The sequence below is a fragment of the Anoxybacillus kestanbolensis genome, from assembly GCF_001996285.1.
GTDB lineage: Bacteria > Bacillota > Bacilli > Bacillales > Anoxybacillaceae > Anoxybacillus > Anoxybacillus kestanbolensis_A.
Window position 1 is genome coordinate 151,007 of sequence record NZ_MQAD01000001.1, and the last position, 24,005, is coordinate 175,011.

A 24,005-nucleotide genomic window follows, 5' to 3' on the forward strand; every position below is an offset into this window, starting at 1 on the left:
ACGTTCATGAAATCGCCAAGAAGAAAAGAAAGTGGTAAAATATGAGCAAGAAAAGGAAGGGGATGATATCGGTGTACGTATTTATGACAAATGGAACAATCGACTACTTAAAACGATTACGCGATCAGCATCCAAATGAGCGCATGTTGCTCGCATGTAATGAGGACAATGGTATGCTCATTCATGAGACAGAAGGAAACTCTTTATTTCATGAGCCTCGTCCATATGAAGTGCTAGATGCTGTTGGATTGCTCGGAGGGGAGTTTATCGTTTGTAATAACATTCCTGTCACAGATGAAGGTAGACCACTATTTGAACATCGCTTCAATCAGCGAGCGCGTTTAATTGAAAAAGAACCTGGCTTTGTCGCTATTCGCGTGTTACGTCCGTTAAAAAGCGATACATATGTCATTATGACGATGTGGGAAAATGAAAGTGCCTTTCGTCGTTGGCAACAGTCTAAAGCTTACGAAAAAGCGCACCAAAAACGTGGCACAGAAAAAGGAATCGATCAACAACGGTCCATTTTTCCGCGTCCATCCTATGTGACAACATATGCAGTTGTAAAAGAAGGCTGACACATCGTCAGCCTTATCCATTCCAAGCGTTCATGCCGCCGCGCACGTTCACGACGCGCTTAAATCCATTTTTCGCTAATATTTTTGTCGCTTGATTGCTACGCATACCACTTTGACAAATCACAATCGTCTCTTTCTCGCGATCGAGCTCATGTAGTTGATCAGCCAACTGATGAAGCGGGATATTTTTAAATTGACGAATGTTGCGCGCACGATATTCCGCAGGTGTGCGTACATCAATAAATTGGCGGTCTTTCGTTTGTTTTAATTTTTCTTTTAACTCATCTGGTGTAATATGCTCCACACCTTTTGTCGGCAACATTTTTGCCGCAACAAAATAAATAAGCAAAATGATGAGAACGACATTAATCCATGTACCCATATATGTTCCTCCTAAATACGTATATGGGTATATTAACCCGTTTTCGATCATTTGTCAACGATGGTATAATGAAAAAAACAGAAGGAGCGGTTCACGTGAAAACATTACTATTTGCTAAGCTTCGTGAATATTACGACGAAATGGTTACGATTCGCCGTTATTTGCATCAACATCCCGAACTATCGTTTCAAGAGTATAAAACAGCCGCATATATTGCCAATTACTATAAACAACTTGGCATTCCTGTGCGAACAAATATTGGAGGAAACGGGATCGTCGCAACTATTCATGGCCAACAAGGCGGAAAAACAGTAGCGCTTCGGGCGGATTTTGACGCCCTTCCGATTCAAGATGAAAAAGATGTACCATATAAATCAACCGTTCCAGGTGTCATGCACGCATGTGGGCACGATGGGCATACGGCCACGCTTCTCGTTCTTGCCAAAGCGCTATATGAATTACGTGAACATTGGAGAGGTACGATTGTTTGCATCCATCAACATGCAGAGGAATACGCACCAGGCGGGGCAAAGGCGATGATTGAAGACGGCTGTTTAGAAGGAGTAGATGCCATTTTCGGCACACATATATGGGCGACAGCGCCAACAGGTGTCATTCAATATCGGACAGGACCGATTATGGCAGCGGCAGACCGATTCCAAGTCGTCATCCGAGGTTCTGGCGGTCACGGAGCAGAGCCGCACAAAACAAAAGATGCAATCGTTACCGCCTCGCAACTCGTACTACATTTGCAGCAAATCGTTAGCCGTCGCGTCAATCCGCTTGAACCTGCTGTCGTCTCTATCGGTTCTTTCGTTTCCGACAACGCATTTAACGTCATCGCTGATCGCGCCACATTAATAGGAACAGTGCGAACATTTTCTGAGCAGGTACGTGACGATATTGAACGAGAAATTGAGCAAATTGTTAAAGGTACATGCATCGCCAATGGTTGTACGTATGAATACACGTACACCCGCGGTTATCCGCCTGTTGTGAACCATGAAGAAGAAACGAAATTTCTCGCCTCTATCGCCCATGAAATAGATGAAGTCACCGACGTCGTCGAAATTCCTCCGCATATGGGCGGAGAAGATTTCGCCTATTATTTACAACGTGTAAAAGGAACGTTTTTCTTTACAGGGGCAAAAGCCGAAACAACAACAATCGCTTATCCGCATCATCATCCGAAATTTGACTTCGATGAACGCGCGATGCTTATTGCGGCGAAAACACTCGGTCTTGCAGCCATTCAATATACGGAAAAGTAAAAGAAGCGGTTCAAGCCGCTTCCCGTTTTTTTCTCATATAAACGATAATCGCACCGTAGCATATGAAAACAATAAAAAACGTCGATAACATAGTGAAAACGCCATGAGCGATATATGCAACCATACCAAAAATAAACGCTTGATTCACCCCAATAGTCAATAACACACTCATAAACGATCGATGCGCCTCAACAGACGAGATCGGATAAAGGGAGAGAAGCGGATGCCCGCGATGGTGCAAGCGAAGCGAAAGCAATTGTACCGCTGTTGCATACGAACATAAAAGAGCAAACCACTCCACACCGCGAGGCAATGTAAAAATAAAGACGCTACCGATCGCAGTCAAACGAACGAACAAACCGAAATAATCGCCCGCACGGAAAAATGTACGTACATACAAATACGTATACGGGCGCATATGCAAACGAGCGAGCAAACGGAAAAGGAAACGAAGTGACGTCCGTTTTTTTACCGTATGTTTCATGTGAGGAACATCAACAAATGCATGTGCAATCCGATAAAACGCTTGCATTCGTCGCCGTTCATCAGCAAGCAATTGCTCCCATTGAAGCCCGCTTTTGCGTCCTTTTTGCTCCACATATCGCGCAAGGATAACCATAAACAGCAAAGGTACAAACATCCACACATATTGTTGGAGAAATAAAAAATAAAAAAACGTTGCATTCGTTAAAAAGCGAACAAACGTATGAAAATGATCTCGCCCAATTCTTGCCTCCTCTTGCCATTGAACGAACATATTCCATCCTGTTAAAAACACAATCGCCAACAAGACGATAAACAACGGCTGCGATGAAAATTTAAAATGCAAAGGCAAAAGGACGACAAATACAATAAACGAAACGTACAAATGCAGAAAGAAGCTGTACACCGCAGCACGCCAAAAATACGGACGAAGCCGTCGCTCGATCGGAAGAAAAAATACCGCATCTGCTTCTTTAACAAACGTCCGCACTCCACCTTGCGTCACCGCAAAAGCGAGCAAAAGCGAAGCAACAACAGCATAAGGAAAAGACACCAGTTCATCAACTGCTCGCTTATAAAATACCGCACTTGCCCCAATGCCGATAAATAAGACAAGCAACAAATGATCGTTGAACATATAACGACCGTACCGTCTCACCTCGGCGAGATGAGCAATCATCCGCTTTTTCCATAACTGTTGTCCATCAATCATCGTTCGTCTCTTCCTTCGTTAATTCGATATATATATCATCAAGTGTGGCATGAGGCATATGTAACTGCTCTTGAAGCATTGGCAATGATCCGCTTGCTTTCACTTGCCCATCATGTAAAATGATAAACGAATCACAATATCGCTCGGCTGTCGCTAAAATGTGCGTCGACAACAGCACACCCGCTCCCTCCTTTTTTCTTTCCTCAATAAGCTGAAGTAGCGCTTGAATGGCGAGCGGATCTAATCCAACAAATGGTTCATCAATAATATAAAGCGGCACATCGACTAAAAAAGCGCACATAATCATTACTTTTTGTTTCATTCCTTTTGAAAAAAATGCAGGAAACGAACTTAACTTTTTCTCAAGCCGAAACGCCTTCAACAACTGTGGCACGCGCTGTTCGTATGCTCGATCCGTCACACCATACGCCATGGCGGTGAGACGTAAATGTTCTTCAAGCGTCAATTCTTCGTATAGCGCAGGCATTTCCGGAATGTATGTAAATTGTGTGCGATATGCTTGTGGATCATCTTGAAACGTCATACCATTTATTGTAATTGTTCCTTTACGCGGTTGCATCAATCCGATAATATGTTTAATTGTCGTGCTTTTTCCTGCTCCATTTAACCCGATCAGCGCGACAACTTCCCCTTTTTGCACGGTAAACGATACGTCATCTAAAATATTTTGGTTCGTATAGCCACCGAATATATGCTGAACTTGTAATAGTGCCATCATCGCTTTCCTTTCTTACGTCATTATTTTTTATTTTAACAAATGAATAATAAAAAGAAAAACGGGTTATGATAAGTAGCGAAGAGGGACAAACAAGTAGCAAGTCGCAGTGAGCAACAAAGCAAGTTCAAGAACATGATGAAATGAGGTGTCTACGGGCCGCACATTAGCTAGCCTGTAACAACGAAAACACTCCCTTGAAAAGGGGATGGTCATCTTGAACAATGTCGCACTCACAAACGCGTAACTGATTCTACTCGTAAATGAGGTGTTCCCAAAAGACACGTAATCATGAAGATCCCTCTTCAATGGGCAGGATGCGATACGCATCCTGCTCTTTCCGTTTTTCGAAACGACGATCGTGTGGTAAAATAAAGACAAAATGGAAAGAAAGGTGGCATCAACATGAGCGACTGTATTTTTTGTAAAATTATAAACGGAGACATTCCTGCCGCAAAAGTATTTGAAAATGAACATGTCATCGCCTTTTTAGACATTAGTCAAGTGACAAAGGGGCATACGCTCGTTGTACCGAAAATACATAAAGAAAACATTTACGAGCTAACACCTGAACTTGCGCAACGTGTATTTGAAGTTGTTCCTACAATCGCCAACGCGATTCGTGAACAGTTTTCCCCAGAAGGCATCAATATTTTAAACAACAACGGAGAAATTGCAGGCCAAACCGTTTTCCATTATCATATGCATATCATTCCGCGGTACGGTAAAGGAGACGGATTTGGAGCTGTGTGGAAATCCAATCAAAGCAACTATACGTTTGATGAGTTACAGCACATCGCTGCACAAATCAAACAAGCTTTATGAAAAGAAGGTGTCCCGCGCGGACACCTTCTTTCGTCATTATTACTCGCTTTTTAATGCGTCTTTTAACGATTTGTCTTTAATGTCGACATTTGCTTCTTTCATCAGCTCATCAAGCTTCGATTGTACTTTCGATGTATCGAGCTTGCTTTTTTTCACTTCGAATTCAATTTCTTCTTTCATTTCATCAAATGACTTTTTCTCTTCTTTATCCGTTACTTTAATGATATGGTAGCCAAATTGTGTTTTCACTGGATCACTAATTTCACCGACTTTTAACGCATACGCTGCCTTTTCAAACTCTTCCACCATTTTCCCAGGTCCAAACCAGCCTAAGTCGCCGCCATTTTGTGCTGAACCTGTATCTTTTGAATATTCTTTTGCCAATTCCGCAAAGTCTTCACCTTTTTCTAACTTTGCTTTAATGTCTTTTGCTGTTTTTTCATCGTCGACTAAAATGTGACTTGCTTTCACTTTCGGCTTATATTCATTGTAGTATTTTTTCAATTCTTCATCGGTTACTTTCATGTCTTCCATCGCTGCTTTTTGGCGCAACAAATCAAGCTTTACCATATCGCGAATCGCTTCTTCGCCATTTTGTTGCACCGCTAAATCATATTGAACACCATACATTTCTTTTAAATTTTCGATTTCCTTATTTAGCTCTTCATCCGTTACTTTAAACTTTTTACTTAACACTTTCTCATGTACGAGATCGCGTAACACGTCTTTGCCGTAACGTTCTTTCATTTCGTTGTACAATTCTTCTTTTGTAATGTTGCCTTCCTTCGTTTCGACAACAACATCCGATCCGTTATTGCAAGCCGAAAGCGCAAGCATCGCTGCCGCCGACATGGCAACTGTCCATTTTTTCATTTCCCACAACTCCTATCTTTAAATATACACAAAACATACTATACCATATTTTTTCCGAAAGCTAAAATAAAGCAAAGCTGCGCCCATACCTTTTTGCTCCTTTTGACATACAATACATTGTCAAAGCGTCGCAACGCCTTCATATACGAAAGGAGGTGTCGTCTATGGGTGCAGGAGCAGGTTATGCAAACGGATTTGCGTTAATCGTTGTGTTGTTTATTTTATTAATTATCGTTGGTGCCGCTTGGTTATACTAAATGAAAGAAGCTGACAGGGACACTGTCAGCTTTTTTACGTAAACAACACTCCGATGTAGGAAGAAATAAGTAAAATGGTAATAAGGACATTAATGGTACGAAATACTTTTGGTTGTTTCTCTTCTGGAATTTCTTTTTGAATACAAAGCGTATTTGTTAGCTGATTAATGATAAAAAGAATAACTGTCGCAAGGGGTATAAAATAAAGCGCCAAACGAGTCCCCTCCTGTTTTTATGTATTTACTCCCCTACTTTACAACGATTTTTTCGATAAATCAATAATAGCATTTCATTTATGCAACAAATCCTGTAAAATAATACACACAAGTAGAGAAAAGGAGTTTCGAAAGATGAGCATTGAACATCGCATTGAAAAATTAGAATATTATTGTTCGCTCATGCTAGACATGATCGCACCAGAAAAAAAGCCTTTTTATGCGCTCGTCATCCGCTATGGCTTAACGAAAAAAGAAGTCGAAGACACGCTGCGACTGTGCGAACAATTAACTGAACAATATAAACAACAAAAAGAGGAAGGATTCGTGATTTTCACCTCGCTCTTTACTGAATTTGCGAGTGCGCTTCATCCGAACCTTCCGCTAGCTGAGACGATTGATGCGTTACAAAAACAACAACTATTCGTTCCACTCATGAACGAGTTTCAACGTTTATTACATACGCTCAACAAATGAAGCGACTTCTTCTTTTGGCTCATCTTTCTTTTTCAACTTCCCGTTCTCTTCCACGAAATCCTGTTCAATATTTTGAAAAGAACGCTCAAAAATTTCCATAAAATCGTCCCCGTACACATTTCGGATCACACACATCATTTCTAACATTTCTGGAAATTTACCGTACAATTCATACAACGGCTGAATGCCTTGAAGCACAGACGTCCGTTTCGGATCGTACGACTCCATTAATTTTAATAAAACTTCTTCTCCTTTTTCCGTCAGTTCAATGTACGTATTTCGTTTGTCGTCTTCTTTTTTCGAAAACGACAACAATCCGCGTTCCTCTAATTTTTTTGAAAAGTTAAATGCGGTCGATACGTGCATAACACCAAACTTGGCGATTTCAGAAATGGAAGCCCCTTTCAAATGGTAGGCAATCCATAAAATATGATGCTCGTTAATGTTTAAATCAAACGGTTTAATCCATTGTTGCCAATCTTTTTCGATTGATTTCCATAACGCTTTACTTAATTGGGCAACCCTTTGACTAAATAACATCGCCTCTTTAACAGAATAATGTCGTTCCGTGCTTTTCATCTCTCCACCCACTTTTTCGTATTTCCTTTGTTTTATCTTTTATTATGCCAGTAAAACAATAAATAATAAAGTATTAAATATTAGAATTTTTTAATAAATTTTAATATACACTTTTTGAACTAGGAGGAACAAGCATGGTCATCGCAACGGCGACAATTGGTCTCATCTTTTTGTATTTCACGATTGCTACGTTTTCTATATTGAATAAAGCGTGCATGTATCCCCCGAAAAAAGTATTAAAGCAACGCATAAGCGTATTCGGAACCCTCGCCCTTTTTTTTATCGCCCTCACTCTTTTACTCGTTCGTATGCAGTAAGAATGATATAAGGAAAACCCGACCAGAAACGATCGGGTTCTTTTTTATTACTGTTGTGAAACGGTATATGTTCGTCTCATAAGCGACTGAACGATCGGATAAATGACGATCATCGCAATCGTATTGACAAACGCCGTTGGAATGACGACAGCAACGAATAGACCACCAAACGTCGCTCCCCCTGGTAAGCCAACGATGGCTAATGCGACAGCTAAAAACGTCGCCCCAGAAATGAATGTGCCGACAGCAGTAAGCAATGCCGCCTTTACTGGCGTCGCTTTCGCCTTTAGTAACGTAAACAAGCCGAAAAAGAGCGCAGCCGTCACCACTTTATCAACGATGTTCGGGATAAACCCTCCTGGGAAACTTGTCGTTACTCCAGAAATGATCCCTGTGGCAATAGCTAGTAAACTGACAGCCGTTTTGTTCGGAAAAAGCATAATGCCTAAAAACATCATCGTCAACATCATATCCGGCTTCATTCCGAAGAAAAAGCCTGGAATGACCGTGTGAAGCACAGCACCGATCCCAACAAAAAGCGATAACAACACTAACGTTCTCGTATTCATTTCTCATCTCTCCTCATCTCATTCTTTTCTCTTCTCAGCTTGTAAGCAACTTTAACAATATTATAGCACTTTAAAGTGTCGAGGTAAAATAAAAATTTTCAAAAAATATTTTTTCGGAATGTTTCCATAAACTGCACCAGCGCCTCGCACGCTTCTATATCAACAGCGTTATAAATTGACGCGCGGCACCCCCCGACCGAACGATGACCAGCTAATCCAATGAATCCTCTTTCTTTTGCTTCCGATAAAAACTTCTTTGTAAGCTCCTCATTCGGCAACGTAAACGTTACGTTCATATGCGAGCGGCTTTCTTTTTTTGCATGCCCTTTGTAAAAACCTTCGCTTTCATCAATACAACGGTACAATATCGCCGCTTTTTCCGCATTTTTCTTTTCAATCGCTTGAACACCACCTTGTTCCTCTACCCATTCAAGAACGAGCGATAACATATAAATCGCAAACGTTGGTGGCGTGTTATATAACGAACGGCTTTCGCTATATGTGCGATAGTTTAACATTGTCGGCAAATGATCGTCTCCTTTTGCGAGCAAATCTTTCCGAATGATGACAACCGTCACGCCTGAAGGACCTAAATTTTTCTGCGCCCCCGCATAAATAAGAGCAAAACGACTCACATCAATATTGCGGCTTAAAATATCGCTCGACATATCCGCAATTAAATCGACAGCTACATTAGGAAATTCACGCCATTGTGTCCCTGCAATCGTGTTGTTTGATGTAATGTGCAAATACGCAGCGCGTTCAGACAATTCGATATTCGTCGGAATATATGTATATTGTTCTTCTTTCGACGAAGCTGCCACGTGCGTTGTCCCTACTTTTTTCGCTTCTTTCATCGCTTTATCCGACCATGAGTCCGTCAGTACATAGTTTCCAACTTCCCCTTCTTTTAACAAGTTCATCGGCACCATCGAAAATTGTAAACTAGCTCCTCCTTGTAAAAAAAGCACATCATGCGTATCAGGAATGTTCATCAGTTTGCGCAACAACGTTTCTGCGCGCTCATGCACAGCATCATATTCTTTGCTTCGATGGCTTAACTCCATAATAGACATACCTGTTTGTTGAAAGTTGAGCAATTCTTTTTGCGCTCGCTCTAACACAGCAAGCGGCAAAGCAGATGGTCCTGCGTTAAAATTGTACGCTCGCTTCACGCCTTTCTCCCCCTCATATATGTAATAATATATATCCTAACATGAAACATGAAAAAATGAAGAAAAATTTTTATGAATTTTTTAAAAAATAAAAGACCTTGTTTATTCCAAGGCCTTCTGACGTTGCTCGCGCGCTTGCCGAATGCGCTCCATATACACTTCTCCTTCTTTTTCTAACAACTTTTCATCTATTTTCTTTTCTTCTCTTGCTGTGCGGATGGCCATATATCCGCTAATGATAATGCCTGCAAGAAGCAATGTAATAAGCATGTGCATCCTCCTTTAAGCTTGTCTTACTTTACACATATGCAAACAACTAGAAAAATAGACGTATAAAGAAGGAAATAAGCGTGAATGAGCGAATACATGCAAAGGAAAGGGGTGGGGAAGATGAAGACATATACGCTTACTGTTTTTGAAAAAACAGGAGAAAAACTGCTTGATGAAACATTTACTGCTGCAAACGATGACGAAGCAAAACGAATCGGCGAGCAAAAATTAAAAGAAAAACAATTTGAACATAAAACGCATCGCTGTACAACATCGAGCGGCAAATTGATTTTATTTCATCGATAAAGCCCCGATCATCTCGGGGCTAAAATAATTGTGCCATCATTTTTAATTTTTCGTTTGTGTAATGTTCGTAATTTTCATTATACGCTTTCGGCTCTTTCGGATTGGCAAAATGCGTAATCGCTTTTGTTTTTGGATGCACGAATTTGCTTGACGCTCCACATCCCAGCCCGATGATCGACTGTTGCTCTTCCATAATCATAATGTTATAAATGCTTTCTTGACCCGGTAAAGCGTAACCGACGTTTTCTAAATTGCCGAGAATATTTTTTTGGCGATATAAATAATACGGCACATACCCTTTTTCTTTCGTCCATCGTTCCGCACGTTTCATCATTTCATTAATTTCATCACGATCCGCTACTTTATACTTTTCCTTATTTTTCGTCATTTCCGACGCACGCTTAAACGACAACGTATGCACCGTCAACGACTCCGGCATGAGCTTTTCTGTTTGGGCAAGTGTAAAATCAAACTGTTTTACACCTTCTCCTGGCAAACCGATAATTAAATCCATATTAATATTGTTCATCCCTGCCTCGCGGGCAAGATGAAATTTCTCAATCGTCTCTTCCACCGTATGATGACGCCCAATTGCTCGCAACGTTTCTTGAATATATGATTGCGGATTAATGCTAATGCGGTCGATGTTCCATTTTTTTAACACCGCAAGCTTCTCCGATGTAATTGTATCTGGTCTTCCAGCTTCAACTGTAATTTCACGTACGCGTTCAACGTTTGGAAACACACGATACATGTGCGCATATAGTGCATCCATTTCCTCTGCCGTAATGCTTGTTGGCGTGCCGCCACCGTAATAAATAGTCGTAATCGGAATGTTGCGCTCTTTTAAAAATTTCCCGATTTGTTCCATTTCGTAATGCAATCCGAATAAAAAGGAATCAACAGATCCTTGTTTTCCTTGAATTGCGTAGGCTGGGAATGTACAATATGCGCATTTCGTCGGACAAAACGGAATGCCAATATAAATGCTTACTTCGTTCGATAAATCGTAAAGATCTGGAACAACTGTCAACTGACGATCAACAATTTGTTGCATAAGCTGAATTTTTTCATCCGTCACTAAATAATCTTCGCGCAACTCGCGATGTGCTTCTTCTCTCGTTAAGCCAGAGCGCAATTTTTGATGCAATAATTTCACTGGACGAACACCTGTTAAAATACCCCATTGTTGCACAAAGTCTGTATATTGCTGCATAAGAGATAAATATATATAGGAAACCGCATGTTTCACTTGTTTCATGCGCCCTTTTTCTTCTTCTGTCTTCCACGATCGTGCGTAATAAGCCTCATACGTGCGACCATGTTCATGTTGCAACGTACCGCTAACAACGAGCCGGTCTCCTTGTTGTATATCCATCGTCACACGTACTTCCGCTTCTTCTGTCGCCATAAAAGAGAGCGTTGCCTCTTCAAAAAATAAACCGGTAATGACCTCAAGGGAACGTTGAAAACGATCCACCGGCTCAAGTCCGCAAATATGAATACGCAATGAAATCACCTTTCGCTTCGAAGTATTAAACCCATTTAAGTGTACAGAAGAAGCGAAAAGCTCGTCAAGAAACGGAAATTATTTTTTCTCTATTGTACGAATTTGACGTAAAAACTGAGGACGATGTTGTTTCCGAAAATGTTCTTTAATCATATATGCGACACCAAGTTGGTCGTTTGAACGCGTCACCCAGTCAGCAACAGCTTTGACTTCTTTTGAAGCATTTCCCATCGCAACGCCAAGACCGGCCGCTTCAATGGCTGGCATATCGTCCAAATGGTCACCGATGACGACCATTTCTTTTAACGAAATGCCGAGCTCGTTTCCAAGCCGAATTAACCCATTTAGTTTTGAAACGTTTGTTGGCAACAATTCAATTTTTCCATCGCTCACGCTGAGAGAAATGTCTGGAAATGCATGTGTGATCGTTTCAACAATTTCATCACATTCATCTTCTTTCGAGTAAAACACATCGATTTTCATTACATCAATCGGATCGTCGCGCAACACGTCACTTAACGAGTCAACAAATTGTGCCGGATAAAAAAATGGATCTCCTAAAATTGTCTTCGCAATCATGTTGTTTTTTATTTTTTTTCGATTTCCGATCGAATACCGTTCGTGAAGCAAGCGTACGTTGCAATTGAAATGCTCAAGCACGTGTACAATATCGAACGTTTTTTGTGCTGGAATGACAGAGGCGTGTAGCTTTTCTTCTAACGACTTTGCAACAAGCGCCCCTTGAAACGTCACTAAATACGAATCTAGCTTCAACGCCTTCGCTACTTTTTTCGCTGATAAAAAGTTTCTTGACGTCATCAAAGTCACATACACATCTTTTTTCTTCACAAAATCGATCGCTTCTTTCGTTTTTTTCTCCAACTTGCCATTCGATTTTAATAATGTTCCGTCAATATTTAGCGCAAGTAATTTATACATGAACGTCCCCCCTCGATGTCTTGGCTTCATTCATACGTATGACAAGGGGGTAAAAAAAAGAACACCCATTTTTATGAGTGTCCGTCATATAGTTCGTCAATTGGCTGAATCATCGCATTCATCGCTTTGGCAAACAACTCGTTTAAACGTTCTTCGGCATGAATGAGCCGTGCAATGTTTTCATTCATTTCAATAACATGTAAATGTTGTTGCAACAATTCGACATCTGCATCGCTGACCGGGAATCCGCTCATTTGTTTTTGTTGGAGCTGTTTTTGTAGCGCACGAAATTTCGTGAATAATTGGTGCGCAGTCGGATCGCGCTGCACTTGCTCGTAGGCGCGGCGAAGCTCGGCAAATGGCTCACTTGTACGAATCGCTATCGAAAGCTCGTGAATGGCTTGAAGGACGTCCATGCGGCACACTCCTCTCATTTTCCTTTTCTTTTTACCCTATGATCGAAGCGGCCGCTGTATGTCTACATTTGAACGAAAAACGTGATACAACCTTGAATGAGCCCGATGATCCCACCTAGCAAAGCCCCTAAATACGTAATCATTTTAAATTCACGGCGCGAAATTGTTAAAATCATTTCTTCTAGCCGTTCAACAGAAAACGATGCGACTTCTTCACGAACGATATCTTGCAAATGAAGCTGTTTCATCCATCGTCCGATGCGTTCGGAAGCAAATTGTAAAAGGAAGCGAACGAGCGTCGGTAATGAATGCCGCACATAAGGTGCAACGAGTGCGCCAAGCGGTTTTTGGAGCGGCTCTTGTACAATGAATGCGGTGAGACGTTTCACCCATACAACGATTTTTTCTTGATCGATTATTTGCTCCACCTCATGTATACGTATCTCCTTCACTTTTTCCCATTCGTTTATGAATAGTTGCACAAGCAGCTGTTTTGCTCCTTCACTTTGTAAAAATTTCACGATTTCCGGGCGAATTTTTTCCGCCAAACTAACGTTGCCAAGAAACATTTGAAGCATATTGCCAAACATGCCGCGGCTTTGTAAAAATTCATTGATCATATGCTCAATTTGACGCTCTCCTTGCTCACTCTCAACATACGTGCGCAAACGGAGCAATAAGCGATCGACAATCGAAGGGATAGCATGATCTATTTTTTGTAATACCTCAATTGGAATGATTTCATGAAGCGGACGTTGACGATATTGCGACATGAACGTTTTATATTTCGTTTCTATCCATGTTTCTGCCGCTTGTTTCGGATCTGGCATCCCGAATTGCTTCAGCCATTGTTCAACAGTTCGATCTGATTGTAGCCATTTTTCTACTTCTTCTTGCACGTAGTTCGTCATATCTTGAACGAACGATGGATCGTTTAATTTTCGACGCAATCCTTCCGCTGTTAATAAATGTTCCACAACCATACGTCCAAGTTGTTCCGCTAATTCCTCTCTCCGTTTCGGAATAAGTCCAGGTGTGAATGGTAGTCTTTTTCCTGCAATATATATCGGACGATACGGTCGAAAAAGCATTTTAATCGCAAGGGAATTTGTCATTCCCCCAATAAATGCTCCAACCACGATCATAAATAATAAATAAAGAAAAAGCCCCATAACGATCTCCCTTCTGCCAATAAACTATTCTAACCATTCATTATAGGGCTTGTCCGCTATGAGCGCAAATGTGCGATAACTGCTTATGCAACTGTTTCAAACATTTACATAACAATAGTCGGAATACTTCTCGTTCTGTCGCATGTTCTGATGCACACCATGCTTCTTTATATATATTCATTTTCTCAAATTGTTGTCGCCAATCATCTTTTTTCTCTTTCTTTTCTCTATCCCATTCTTTTCCGATGTGCAGTACATATAAATAACGAATAAGCGCTTCTTCCTCTTCATCTAAATCGTAATTCGTCAATGCATGTAAAAGCTGAACAATCATCATTTTCACCTCTCGTCATGAATATATGTGCGTACAACGTGAATGATGTATACTTTTTTTCCGTTCATACAGAATAATGAATAAGGGGGCATGTATGATGAAAGAACGCGATAATTATGAATGGGACATCGATCGTATGATCAATGAAGGCATGGCGGGAGGCTATGTATATTCATGCCATCGCGCCACAAATATTGAAGAAGCGCGTGATGTACAAACGGAACAACCACCACATGAAGTAAAATGAGGCGGCGAGCATTTTCTCGCCGCTTTTTGTATAATAGTCGTGAGGGGAGACGAAAGGAATGGACATACATGTTAGAAAAATTACGAGCATATTATCGAGATGCGCTTGTTGAATATGGACAAGTGAATGAACGACATGCGTACGAGTGGTTTTCTACAGAACATGGTGAGCTTTTCGGTATCAAAAAAGAAATGCTTACACAAAAAGAACGTGCGCTATTAGCTACATTGTTTACACCGTATGAAGCCGTAACTACTCAGATGAACAAACAACAACAAGCATGGTATCGTTTTTTAATTCATGGTGCGGAACATGCTTTTGAACAATTACCTCCCTCGACACATACACGATTTATTTACTTTTACATACAAAAAGGAACAGTTGACACACGCGATTTTACGGAGGCGATCCAGTCGCTTTTCCCTTACGATGTGACGATTATTTCAGAAACAGAACAACAATGGATCGTGATTGAACAACAAGAAGAAAGCGTTGCCTCTACCCTTCACGAATGGATCGACACGCTATGCAGTGATTTTTACATTCAATTGCGAGCATATATTGGACAAAAATGCCTCCATTCCGTTGAACTTGCTCGTATATTCGCAGCGGAAAAACGATATTTTCATGTCGGGCTGAAACACAATCCCGCTCAACGTGTTTACTGTATTGAAGACATCTTTCCTCTTCTGCTTATTAGCGGTGAGGAGATGACATATGCGACGATGTTTTTACAGGCGGTAAAACGAGAGCACGACATGTTGAAAACAATAAAGACGTTTTTTGAATGCAATTTAAACGTTTCGCTCGCAGCGAAAAAACTTCATATGCATCGCAATAGTTTGCAATATCGTATCGATAAGTTTATCGAAAAAACAAGTATTGATATCAAACAGTTTAAAGGGGCACTGACTGTATATTTAGCGATTTTGCTTCACGAACACCATTAGGCACATTGCCCGAAAACGTTTTCTTTTTTTGTGCACGTTGTCCATTTACGCTTCGTTCGTTTTTCTATATGCTTAAATCAAATGAAATCGATTGCATAAGGAGGCATACATATGGCTGAGCTTCGTTTAGAACATGTGTATAAAATTTATGACAACAACGTCACAGCTGTAAAAGACTTTAACTTACACATTCAAGATAAAGAATTTATCGTATTCGTCGGTCCGTCCGGTTGCGGAAAATCAACAACGCTTCGGATGATTGCGGGACTTGAGGAAATTTCAAAAGGTGATTTTTACATCGATGGAAAACGGATGAACGATGTAGCACCAAAAGATCGTGACATCGCGATGGTATTCCAAAACTATGCGCTTTATCCGCATATGAGCGTATATGACAACATGGCGTTTGGATTAAAATTACGCAAGTTCCCAAAAGATGAAATCGATCGTCGCGTTCGCGAAGCTGCACGCATTCTCGGTCTTGAGCAATATTTAGACCGCAAGCCGAAAGCGTTATCTGGCGGTCAGCGCCAACGCGTGGCATTAGGACGTGCGATTGTACGTGATGCGAAAGTATTTTTAATGGACGAACCTCTCTCTAACTTAGATGCAAAATTGCGTGTACAAATGCGCGCAGAAATCGCAAAACTTCATCAACGTTTAGGCACAACGACTATTTATGTCACACACGACCAAACAGAAGCGATGACGATGGCGACGCGCCTTGTCGTTATGAAAGATGGCGTCATTCAACAAGTCGGTACACCAAAAGAAGTGTATGAAAAGCCGGAAAATATTTTCGTCGGCGGATTTATCGGCTCACCAGCGATGAACTTCTTGCGTGGCGTCCTACAAGACGGCGTATTCGTGATCGGTGACGTAAAAATTGCCGTGCCAGAAGGAAAAATGAAAGTGCTTCGTGAGCAAGGTTACGTTGGCAAAGAAGTCATTTTAGGTATTCGTCCAGAAGACTTCCATGATGAGCCTGTATTTCTTGAAGCATCACAAAACACAAAAGTAAGCGCTCATGTCGAAGTCGCAGAATTGCTTGGCGCAGAAATTATGGTATATTCACAAATTAGCGGCCAAGAGTTCGTTGCACGCGTTGATGCGCGCACAGACGTCAAAGCAGGGCAAACAATTGACCTTGCGTTAGATATGAATAAAGCACATTTCTTCGATGTCAACACAGAGTTGCGCATCCGTTCGAGCAATGAAAAATAATCGATAAGCCCGTTCGTTTGAGCGGGCTTTTACTCTTGAATGAATTGAACGATATCGTCATCACAATGCGAGCAATGAAACAAATGAACGCAGACGTGCCGCTTTCTCGTATCGGCATATCCATCAACCATCTTCATCGTATCCATATCCATATACGGACTGTAGTCATCAAAATAATCTGTTAATTTCCCTTCGTCTTTTAATTTTTCCCCACATTGATCACAATAAAAAACGATTGTCCGTAAACCGTTGCATAACGGACAAATATGCATGCTCATCCCTCGCTTTATTATTTTCCATTATCTTTCCCACTTCACAAAAAATTACCACAAAAAAAAAAGAATAATAACATGTTTTTTCCCCAAAATAGTAGTACAAGCAAGCAAACATCAGTCGATGGGTTAAGCCAAGTTTGGCAGCGTGAAAAACATCACGCGTTGCTGGTGCAAATCCAGCTAACCCAACCATAAAAAATGTAACGAGGAGATGATTGAACATGGCAAACACAAATCAATTATTAGTATACGGTGCACAACAAGCAATTGATCAAATGAAGTACGAAATCGCTCAAGAATTTGGTGTAAACCTTGGACCAGATGCAACATCACGCGCAAACGGTTCAGTTGGTGGCGAAATTACAAAACGTCTTGTTGCAATGGCGCAACAACAATTAGGTGGATCTTACACAACTAAATAACATGGCTGAAAACCCCCAAGCGACAATCGCTTGGGGGTTTTACTGAATACGTCGCAAAAATTGTTGCGTCCGCTCGTGTTTCGGATGTGTAAATAGTTGCTCCGGATGACCACGCTCAATAATCATTCCTTCGTCAAAAAAGATGACTTCATCAGCCACTTCACGAGCAAAGCGCATTTCATGGGTCACAACGACCATCGTCATCCCTTCATTCGCTAAATCTTTCATCACTTTTAACACTTCACCGACAAGTTCTGGATCTAATGCCGACGTCGGTTCATCAAATAATAATACTTTCGGTTCCATCGCAAGTGCTCGTGCAATACCGACACGTTGTTGTTGCCCTCCTGACAGTTGGAACGGATACATATGCATTTGATCTTTTAACCCGACTTTCGTAAGCAATTGCTCCGCTCTTTCTTTTGCTTCATGTTTGTTTATTCGTTTAACTATCATTGGCCCTTCCATCACATTCTCAAGCGCTGTCATGTGCGGAAATAAGTTATACGCTTGGAATACCATTCCCGTCAAGCGACGAAAGTTGATGATTTCTTTTTTCGATGGCTTGTTTGCAAACTGAAGTTGTTTCCCATCAATCGTTACGGTTCCTTCATCAGCCATTTCCAATACGTTTAAACAACGTAATAACGTCGTTTTCCCTGACCCCGATGGACCGATAATGACAACAACTTCTCCTTTTTTTACGGTTAAATGCACACCTTTCAATACTTCACGATCTCCAAACGTTTTACGCAACCCTTCAACAATTAACATCGTAGCTCTCCTTATCCGTTTATCGAACAACGTAGCGACTTAAACGACTTTCAATGTTCCCTTGAATAATTGAAAGGAAAAAACAAATAATCCAATAAATAAGCGCTGCTTCAGTATAGAGCAGCAAAAATTCATAATTCGTTGCCGCAATTTCTTGCGCCTTTCGAAACATTTCCGACACAAGAATGAGCGAGGCAAGAGACGTATCTTTCACTAAACTAATAAACGTATTGGATAGCGGTGGAACGGATACGCGGGCAGCTTGTGGTAAAATGATGCGTCGCAACGTTTGTACATCGTCCATCCCAAGCGAATAGGCGGCTTCCCATTGCCCCTTTGGAATAGATAAAATCGCAGCTCGAATAATTTCCGATGCATATGCCCCGACATTTAATGAAAAACCAATGATCGCAGCAGGCAACGGATCAATTATTATTCCGATCGTCGGCAAGCCATAAAAAATAATAAACAATTGCACAAGAAGCGGGGTACCGCGAATTGCAGACACATACGCCCGCGCTATCCACTGCAACGCTTTTATGCTTGATAAGCGAGCTAAAGCCGTTAGCAACGCAATCGCTAATCCAATGACAAATGTAATAAATGCCAGCGGAATCGTATATAGCAAAGCCCCCTTCACCAATGGGAGAAGGGAACTTTCAGCAATATTCACTAGTCTTTCTAACCGTTCTGGATCCATCAACATATTATTTAGATACATCTTCACCAAACCACTTTTCTGAAATTTTCGCGTACGTGCCGTCTTCCATCATCTCTTTTAACGCTTTGTTTACTGCCTCAACAAGCGTGTCGCTTCCCTTGCGGAACATAAGACCGCTTTGAGAAGCATCATCATGTGTCGCGACAATTTGAATTGGCGCGTCTGGTTTTTGTTTTAGAAAATCAAGTACAGATAATTTGTCGTTAATTGTTGCATCCACTCGTTTAGAGCTTAACAATTCAATCGCTTGATTAAATCCTTCCACCCCTACGACTTCTGCGCCATATGAACGAGCTAAATCTGCATAGTTACTCGTCATCGATTGCGCCGCTTTCTTCCCTTTTAAGTCATCGAATGATTTGAGCTGTTCATTTTCTTTATGAACGACAAGAACAGCTGCTGACGTAATATACGGATTAGAGAAATCATATTTTTCTTGACGATCTGGACGAATACCGACTTGGTTTGCAATCATATCAAAACGTTTTGCATCTAAGCCAGCAAACATCGCATCCCATTGGGTTTCAACAAACACAGGTTTCACTCCGAGACGCTTCGCTACTTCTTTAGCAATTTCTACATCAAATCCTGTTAACTCACCTGTTTCATCGTGAAACGTGAATGGTGGATACGTGCCTTCCGTTCCAATTTTTAATTCTCCCTTTTCTTTTATTTGAGCAAATAAATCATTTTCTTTTTCATTTTGACCGCAACCTGTAAGCAATGCCCCAAACATAAACAGCGCGATCAACAATAGCCACTTTTTCATTATACTAACCCCCATTATTCTTATCGTTTTTTATGCTTATTCATCGTAATAAAAGTTGAAGAAGATTGTCAATAAAAAAAGGAGCAAAACGCCCCTTCCTTTTTATACATTTTCTACAATTGGCTCGCGAATACGAACAAGTACTTTACGAATGCGCCGATTTTCAACTTGACGGACGGTAACTGTTAGCGTTTCGTATTCAAACGACTCCCCAACGGTCGGAATGCGCTCAAACATTTCAAACACCCAGCCACCGAGCGTATGAGAGGAGCTTTCTAGCTCTTCGATACCTAAAATGTCACAAAACTCATCAAGCGGCAATTCCGCATTAAATTCGTACTCATAATCATTAATTTTTTGAAACGTTTTTACCGCTTCATCGTGTTCGTCCCATATTTCGCCGACAATTTGTTCCAAAATGTCTTCTAACGTAATGAGTCCGGACGTACCGCCAAACTCGTCGATAACGATCGCCATATGCACTTTACTTTTTTGTAATTCAGGTAACAATGTCGATATGCGCATCGACTCGACGACAAATAGCGGTGTGCGCAACAATTGGCGCACGTTTACTTCTTTTCCTTGTACGAGTTGACTGAAAAAGTCGCTTTCCGATAAAATTCCGATGACGTTATCAATGTCTCCTTCATATACAGGAACGCGCGAATATCGTTCGCGTAAAAAAATATCGCGAATTTCTTCAACTGGTTGATTCACTTCTACTGCAACCATATCGATACGTGGCGTGAAAATTTCGCCAACTAAAATGTCGTTAAAATCGAGCGAACGATGAACAAGTTCTTTCTCTTTATTATCGATTACTCCTTCTTCTTCACTTAAGTTCACCATCACTTTAATTTCTTCTTCTGTCACAGAAGGTACATCTGCTCGCTGACCAACAAGTTTCGATACAACTTTTTTCAACATGACAAGTAGCGCTGTAACGGGAGTAAACAGTTGGATTAACATATACAGCACGTCGGAAATAAGAAGCGAAAACGACTCGGCATGTTCTTTCGCCAATGACTTTGGCAACACTTCCCCGAAAATTAAAATTAAAATCGTCATACCAACCGTGCTAATGACAAGTCCTGTGCTGCCACCAAACAAATCGGTTGCCACTTTAGCTGAGATAGATGCTGCGGCAATGTTCACGATATTGTTCCCGACTAAAATAGTAGAGAGCGCTTGATCGAAGTTTTCTGCAATATATAGTGCTTTTTTACTGCCGCGTCGTTTTTCATCCACATAATTTTTCAGACGAATTTTATTGACGCTCGAAAACGCTGTCTCGGAGGCTGAGAAAAAGGCAGATAATAAAATTAAAGCGATAAGTAAAAACGTTAAACTCAGAGGTAAATCTCCCAATGAACATTCACACTCCTAATAAAAAATAGTGGTCATCATTAATATATATACGTCAATCATACCAAATTTAACTGAAAAAGAAAACGACTGCACATATGCGCAGTCGCTTTTACGATTCGATCAACGTTGTACCGATAAAAAATGTTAACAGCAACACGTACGTAATATTTAGCGTAATTGAAAGCTCTTCCACTCGTTCGTCCCCTCCATGAATATATTCCCCATTTTCATTTTAACAATGGTGAGAACGAATGTGTTTGTCAATGATGTGAACATTTTTATTCATGAAACGCCCAATGGTTTGTCGGTCCATGCCCACTTCCGATTTGAAGCGTTTGTTCAATCGCCTTTTGAATAAATCGTTTGGCTATGTCAACAGCTTCGTATGCCGTTTTTCCTTTTGCAAGTTGCGCCGTTATGGCTGCAGCGAACGTACATCCTGTACCGTGCGTATGTTTCGTATAGATCTTTTGACTCGTCCATTCGTAAAATTGTTCTCCGTCGTATAACAAGTCGACAAGTTCATCCCCTTTTCCATGTCCCCCTTTCATGACAACGTATTGAACACCCATATCGTGAAGTTTTTTAGCAGCTTCTTTTCGTTGTTCCAACGTTTCAATGCGCATATTCGTCAACACTTCCGCTTCTGGAATGTTCGGTGTTAATACGTAAGCAAGCGGCAACATATGACGTTGTAGCGCTTTTACCGCTTCTTGTTTTAACAATGGAGCCCCACCTTTTGCAATCATCACCGGATCGACAACGACACGAACCCAGCCATACTGTTTTATTTTACGAGCAACTAGCTCAATAATTTCTTCATTAAATAACATCCCCGTCTTCACCGCATCTGGCGGCAAGTCAACTGCAATCGAGTCGATTTGTTTTTCAATCGCTTCGATTGGAAGAGGGTACACTCCTTGTACACCGAGCGTATTTTGCGCCGTTACAGCTGTGATGGCTGACATGCCAAACACACGGAACTGGTGAAACGTTTTTAAATCCGCTTGAATGCCAGCCCCTCCACCGCTATCTGAACCAGCAATCGTCAACGCTTTATATACCATATCCCTCACCCCAAATATTGATAATATAGTCTCTTCGCTTCCTGAATATCATTTGTCCCATGAATGAATACACGCCCATCGGAAAAGACGACAAAACGATAAGGATGAATGGTAAACGCAAGTAAATATTCATTTTGTTCAATGCGAATGCCTTGTTGTTGTAAAAAAGAAATAAGTGTTGCCCATTCACGCTCCCCTCGTTGCGCAGGACGAATTTGTACAGTATCACGTCCGCACAATACAGCAAATTTCGTTTCGTTTTCATATTGAAGCGCTGGGTACGTTCGTTTACCGCCGCACGATTGGCAATCGTCTTTTTTTATACGTTTGACGTCAATCATGCGATATTGTCCGCTCCATATATCAAACGAGACGAGTTTTCGATTGATGCGCTCATCATTCACTAAAATTTTCAATGCTTCTGCCGTTTGATGGGCAACAACCATATGAACGACAGGACTAATGATGCCGGCTGTATCGCACGTCGCAACACCGAGCGGCACTTCTTCAAGAAGACATCGTAAGCACGGCGTTTCATGTGGGATAATGACGTAGCTTAATCCATAACTACCTACACACGCCCCATAAATCCATGGCACAGCATACTTTTGCGAAACATCGTTAATGATCATCCGCACATCGAAATTATCGGTACTATCGATGATGACATGAGGGCGATCGTGTGCCACAAGATACTCAAGCAACCGCGCATCTGCATCCGCCACGATCGGCTCGATAACAACGTCGCTATTTATCGCGCGCAAATGCGTAGCGGCCGCCATCGCTTTTGGCAGGCGTTTGATTGCATCTTCTTCCGTATATAGCTGCTGACGCTGTAAATTGCTCCACTCGACATAGTCGCGATCGACAATCGTTATTTTTCCAACTCCAGCTCTCACAAGCGTTTCAGCATTTGCTGCTCCAAGCGCGCCTACCCCAACGACGAGCACACGTTTTTCACGAATACGTTGCTGACCTGTTGCACCAATTGGAGCAAACCGTTGTTGCCGCGAGTAACGATCCATTAGACGATGCTCATCCCTTCGAGCGGGCTACTTGCTGTCGCATATCGCCTTTTCGGAATTCTTCCAGCTTCATAGCCGAGTCTCCCTGCCTCAATCGCAAGTTTCATCGCTTTCGCCATTTTTACTGGGTCTTTCGCACAAGCAACAGCTGTATTTAACAACACTCCGTCAGCCCCAAGTTCCATTGCCAACGCTGCATCCGCTGGTCCACCAATGCCTGCGTCAATAATGACAGGCACAGTTGCTTGTTCAATAATGAATTGAATGTTTAATGGATTGATAATTCCTTGTCCTGATCCGATCGGTGAGGCGCCGGGCATGATCGCATGGCAACCGAGTTGTTGCAGTCGCTTCGCCAACACGACGTCATCTGACGTGTAAGGTAAAACGATAAATCCTTCCTCTAACAGCATTTCTGTCGCTTTTAACGTCTCTACTGGATCAGGAAGCAACGTTCGGTCGCATCCGATCACTTCAACTTTCACCATATCACAAAGCCCAGAAGCTTTCGCTAAACGGGCGATACGCACCGCTTCCTCTGCTGTTTTTGCTCCTGCCGTATTCGGTAGCAGTTTATATTTCGTTACATCTATTTTTTCTAAAAAATTCGGTTGATCGGGTGCGAAAATGTTCATCCGTCTTACCGCAAACGTTAAAATTTCTGCCCCCGACGCTTCCACAGCTTCTTTTTGAATGTCGATGTTCGGATATTTCCCTGTACCAAGCAATAAGCGAGATTGAAATGTATACGGACCGATTTGTAACAT

33 protein-coding genes are annotated in these 24,005 nt (G+C 41.4%); 11 read left to right on the forward strand and 22 right to left on the reverse strand.

Going from position 1 to position 24,005, the window contains the following annotated elements; all coding sequences use genetic code 11:
- Window positions 1-71 precede the first annotated feature (71 nt).
- A complete protein-coding gene (locus BO219_RS00760; protein WP_077427786.1) occupies window positions 72-578 on the forward strand; it encodes an antibiotic biosynthesis monooxygenase family protein in 507 nt (168 codons plus the stop codon).
- Window positions 579-591: 13 nt separating this feature from the next.
- Here BO219_RS00760 and BO219_RS00765 read toward each other — a convergent pair whose 3' ends face one another.
- Window positions 592-960, reverse strand: coding sequence for a rhodanese-like domain-containing protein (locus BO219_RS00765; RefSeq protein WP_077427788.1), 369 nt, complete (start codon window positions 958-960; stop codon window positions 592-594).
- A gap of 68 nt (window positions 961-1,028) precedes the next feature.
- On the opposite strand from BO219_RS00765, the gene BO219_RS00770 reads away from it, so the two are divergent.
- Window positions 1,029-2,231, forward strand: a complete 1,203-nt coding sequence (locus BO219_RS00770; RefSeq protein WP_077427790.1) for a M20 family metallopeptidase — start codon at window positions 1,029-1,031, stop codon at window positions 2,229-2,231.
- 10 nt (window positions 2,232-2,241) lie between these two features.
- Here the strand turns inward: BO219_RS00770 and BO219_RS00775 are convergent, their stop codons facing one another.
- Together BO219_RS00775 and BO219_RS00780 are read right to left on the reverse strand one after the other, a co-directional pair.
- Complete coding sequence (locus BO219_RS00775) at window positions 2,242-3,426, reverse strand: ABC transporter permease (protein WP_077427792.1); 1,185 nt, start codon at window positions 3,424-3,426, stop codon at window positions 2,242-2,244.
- Complete coding sequence (locus BO219_RS00780; RefSeq protein WP_171699894.1) at window positions 3,419-4,165, reverse strand: ABC transporter ATP-binding protein; 747 nt, start codon at window positions 4,163-4,165, stop codon at window positions 3,419-3,421. The genes BO219_RS00775 and BO219_RS00780 overlap by 8 nt, the downstream gene beginning before the upstream one ends.
- Before the next feature lie 402 nt (window positions 4,166-4,567).
- Between BO219_RS00780 and BO219_RS00785 the strand changes: the two genes are divergently transcribed.
- Window positions 4,568-4,987 (forward strand): HIT family protein, encoded by a 420-nt coding sequence (locus BO219_RS00785; protein ID WP_077427794.1) that lies wholly within the window; start codon window positions 4,568-4,570, stop codon window positions 4,985-4,987.
- A 39-nt stretch (window positions 4,988-5,026) separates the two neighbouring features.
- Here BO219_RS00785 and BO219_RS00790 read toward each other — a convergent pair whose 3' ends face one another.
- Window positions 5,027-5,860 (reverse strand): peptidylprolyl isomerase, encoded by an 834-nt coding sequence (locus BO219_RS00790; RefSeq protein ID WP_077427796.1) that lies wholly within the window; start codon window positions 5,858-5,860, stop codon window positions 5,027-5,029.
- A gap of 164 nt (window positions 5,861-6,024) precedes the next feature.
- On the opposite strand from BO219_RS00790, the gene BO219_RS00795 reads away from it, so the two are divergent.
- Window positions 6,025-6,117, forward strand: a complete 93-nt coding sequence (locus BO219_RS00795) for a YjcZ family sporulation protein (protein ID WP_019417055.1) — start codon at window positions 6,025-6,027, stop codon at window positions 6,115-6,117.
- A gap of 34 nt (window positions 6,118-6,151) precedes the next feature.
- Here BO219_RS00795 and BO219_RS00800 read toward each other — a convergent pair whose 3' ends face one another.
- On the reverse strand, window positions 6,152-6,331 hold the full coding sequence (locus tag BO219_RS00800) for a hypothetical protein (protein ID WP_077427798.1): 180 nt from the start codon (window positions 6,329-6,331) through the stop codon (window positions 6,152-6,154).
- A gap of 136 nt (window positions 6,332-6,467) precedes the next feature.
- Here BO219_RS00800 and BO219_RS00805 point away from each other — a divergent pair, with 136 nt between their 5' ends.
- Complete coding sequence (locus tag BO219_RS00805; protein ID WP_077427800.1) at window positions 6,468-6,809, forward strand: YhaI family protein; 342 nt, start codon at window positions 6,468-6,470, stop codon at window positions 6,807-6,809.
- Here the strand turns inward: BO219_RS00805 and BO219_RS00810 are convergent.
- Window positions 6,789-7,388, reverse strand: coding sequence for an HTH-type transcriptional regulator Hpr (locus BO219_RS00810; RefSeq protein ID WP_171699896.1), 600 nt, complete (start codon window positions 7,386-7,388; stop codon window positions 6,789-6,791). The two genes, BO219_RS00805 and BO219_RS00810, sit on opposite strands and share 21 nt — an antisense overlap.
- A gap of 134 nt (window positions 7,389-7,522) precedes the next feature.
- Here BO219_RS00810 and yhzF point away from each other — a divergent pair, with 134 nt between their 5' ends.
- The gene (yhzF, locus tag BO219_RS00815) at window positions 7,523-7,705 is read left to right on the forward strand and encodes a membrane protein YhzF (RefSeq protein WP_077427804.1); all 183 of its coding nucleotides are present in this window, start codon (window positions 7,523-7,525) and stop codon (window positions 7,703-7,705) included.
- Between the two features lie 47 nt (window positions 7,706-7,752).
- Here yhzF and BO219_RS00820 read toward each other — a convergent pair whose 3' ends face one another.
- The 3 genes from BO219_RS00820 to BO219_RS00830 form a co-directional block, all read right to left on the reverse strand.
- A complete protein-coding gene (locus tag BO219_RS00820) occupies window positions 7,753-8,274 on the reverse strand; it encodes a tryptophan transporter (RefSeq protein ID WP_077427806.1) in 522 nt (173 codons plus the stop codon).
- Window positions 8,275-8,372: 98 nt separating this feature from the next.
- Entirely contained in the window at window positions 8,373-9,449 is a 1,077-nt protein-coding gene (gene serC, locus BO219_RS00825; protein ID WP_077427808.1) for a 3-phosphoserine/phosphohydroxythreonine transaminase, read from the reverse strand.
- 102 nt (window positions 9,450-9,551) lie between these two features.
- On the reverse strand, window positions 9,552-9,719 hold the full coding sequence (locus BO219_RS00830; RefSeq protein ID WP_035019753.1) for a sporulation YhaL family protein: 168 nt from the start codon (window positions 9,717-9,719) through the stop codon (window positions 9,552-9,554).
- Window positions 9,720-9,839: 120 nt separating this feature from the next.
- Here BO219_RS00830 and BO219_RS00835 point away from each other — a divergent pair, with 120 nt between their 5' ends.
- Entirely contained in the window at window positions 9,840-10,025 is a 186-nt protein-coding gene (locus tag BO219_RS00835; protein WP_012575827.1) for a YhzD family protein, read from the forward strand.
- Window positions 10,026-10,044: 19 nt separating this feature from the next.
- On the opposite strand, the gene BO219_RS00840 is transcribed toward BO219_RS00835, so the two are convergent.
- From BO219_RS00840 to BO219_RS00860, 5 genes are all read right to left on the reverse strand, one after another.
- The gene (locus tag BO219_RS00840) at window positions 10,045-11,544 is read right to left on the reverse strand and encodes a coproporphyrinogen III oxidase (protein WP_077427810.1); all 1,500 of its coding nucleotides are present in this window, start codon (window positions 11,542-11,544) and stop codon (window positions 10,045-10,047) included.
- A gap of 69 nt (window positions 11,545-11,613) precedes the next feature.
- Entirely contained in the window at window positions 11,614-12,474 is an 861-nt protein-coding gene (locus BO219_RS00845) for a Cof-type HAD-IIB family hydrolase (RefSeq protein WP_077427812.1), read from the reverse strand.
- A 71-nt stretch (window positions 12,475-12,545) separates the two neighbouring features.
- Window positions 12,546-12,890: a YlbF/YmcA family competence regulator gene (locus BO219_RS00850; protein WP_077427814.1), complete on the reverse strand. Its 345-nt coding sequence runs from the start codon at window positions 12,888-12,890 to the stop codon at window positions 12,546-12,548.
- A 62-nt stretch (window positions 12,891-12,952) separates the two neighbouring features.
- Complete coding sequence (locus BO219_RS00855) at window positions 12,953-14,062, reverse strand: DUF445 domain-containing protein (protein WP_077427816.1); 1,110 nt, start codon at window positions 14,060-14,062, stop codon at window positions 12,953-12,955.
- Window positions 14,063-14,102: 40 nt separating this feature from the next.
- A complete protein-coding gene (locus BO219_RS00860; RefSeq protein ID WP_194947784.1) occupies window positions 14,103-14,396 on the reverse strand; it encodes a hypothetical protein in 294 nt (97 codons plus the stop codon).
- A 97-nt stretch (window positions 14,397-14,493) separates the two neighbouring features.
- On the opposite strand from BO219_RS00860, the gene BO219_RS14610 reads away from it, so the two are divergent.
- From BO219_RS14610 to BO219_RS00870, 3 genes are all read left to right on the forward strand, one after another.
- A complete protein-coding gene (locus tag BO219_RS14610; protein ID WP_162471116.1) occupies window positions 14,494-14,643 on the forward strand; it encodes a hypothetical protein in 150 nt (49 codons plus the stop codon).
- 68 nt (window positions 14,644-14,711) lie between these two features.
- The gene (locus BO219_RS00865; protein WP_077427818.1) at window positions 14,712-15,593 is read left to right on the forward strand and encodes a PucR family transcriptional regulator; all 882 of its coding nucleotides are present in this window, start codon (window positions 14,712-14,714) and stop codon (window positions 15,591-15,593) included.
- A gap of 111 nt (window positions 15,594-15,704) precedes the next feature.
- The gene (locus BO219_RS00870) at window positions 15,705-16,817 is read left to right on the forward strand and encodes an ABC transporter ATP-binding protein (RefSeq protein WP_077427820.1); all 1,113 of its coding nucleotides are present in this window, start codon (window positions 15,705-15,707) and stop codon (window positions 16,815-16,817) included.
- A gap of 29 nt (window positions 16,818-16,846) precedes the next feature.
- On the opposite strand, the gene BO219_RS00875 is transcribed toward BO219_RS00870, so the two are convergent.
- Window positions 16,847-17,089: a hypothetical protein gene (locus BO219_RS00875; RefSeq protein ID WP_077427822.1), complete on the reverse strand. Its 243-nt coding sequence runs from the start codon at window positions 17,087-17,089 to the stop codon at window positions 16,847-16,849.
- Between the two features lie 224 nt (window positions 17,090-17,313).
- Between BO219_RS00875 and BO219_RS00880 the strand changes: the two genes are divergently transcribed.
- Window positions 17,314-17,514: an alpha/beta-type small acid-soluble spore protein gene (locus BO219_RS00880; RefSeq protein WP_003395655.1), complete on the forward strand. Its 201-nt coding sequence runs from the start codon at window positions 17,314-17,316 to the stop codon at window positions 17,512-17,514.
- 39 nt (window positions 17,515-17,553) lie between these two features.
- Here BO219_RS00880 and BO219_RS00885 read toward each other — a convergent pair whose 3' ends face one another.
- The 7 genes from BO219_RS00885 to BO219_RS00915 all read right to left on the reverse strand — a co-directional run bounded on the left by BO219_RS00885 (window position 17,554) and on the right by BO219_RS00915 (window position 24,005).
- Window positions 17,554-18,288: an amino acid ABC transporter ATP-binding protein gene (locus BO219_RS00885; protein ID WP_077427824.1), complete on the reverse strand. Its 735-nt coding sequence runs from the start codon at window positions 18,286-18,288 to the stop codon at window positions 17,554-17,556.
- 19 nt (window positions 18,289-18,307) lie between these two features.
- Window positions 18,308-19,009, reverse strand: a complete 702-nt coding sequence (locus BO219_RS00890; RefSeq protein WP_077427826.1) for an amino acid ABC transporter permease — start codon at window positions 19,007-19,009, stop codon at window positions 18,308-18,310.
- The gene (locus BO219_RS00895) at window positions 18,996-19,778 is read right to left on the reverse strand and encodes an amino acid ABC transporter substrate-binding protein (protein ID WP_077427828.1); all 783 of its coding nucleotides are present in this window, start codon (window positions 19,776-19,778) and stop codon (window positions 18,996-18,998) included. The genes BO219_RS00890 and BO219_RS00895 overlap by 14 nt, the downstream gene beginning before the upstream one ends.
- 102 nt (window positions 19,779-19,880) lie before the next feature.
- Window positions 19,881-21,146 carry a hemolysin family protein gene (locus tag BO219_RS00900; RefSeq protein WP_077427830.1) on the reverse strand — a complete coding sequence of 422 codons (1,266 nt, stop codon included), beginning with the start codon at window positions 21,144-21,146 and terminating at the stop codon, window positions 19,881-19,883.
- A 278-nt stretch (window positions 21,147-21,424) separates the two neighbouring features.
- Complete coding sequence (thiD, locus tag BO219_RS00905) at window positions 21,425-22,213, reverse strand: bifunctional hydroxymethylpyrimidine kinase/phosphomethylpyrimidine kinase (RefSeq protein ID WP_077427832.1); 789 nt, start codon at window positions 22,211-22,213, stop codon at window positions 21,425-21,427.
- A 5-nt stretch (window positions 22,214-22,218) separates the two neighbouring features.
- Window positions 22,219-23,238, reverse strand: a complete 1,020-nt coding sequence (locus BO219_RS00910) for a thiazole biosynthesis adenylyltransferase ThiF (RefSeq protein WP_077427834.1) — start codon at window positions 23,236-23,238, stop codon at window positions 22,219-22,221.
- Window positions 23,238-24,005 (reverse strand): thiazole synthase, encoded by a 768-nt coding sequence (locus BO219_RS00915; protein WP_077427836.1) that lies wholly within the window; start codon window positions 24,003-24,005, stop codon window positions 23,238-23,240. Before BO219_RS00915 ends, BO219_RS00910 begins: the two co-directional genes overlap by 1 nt.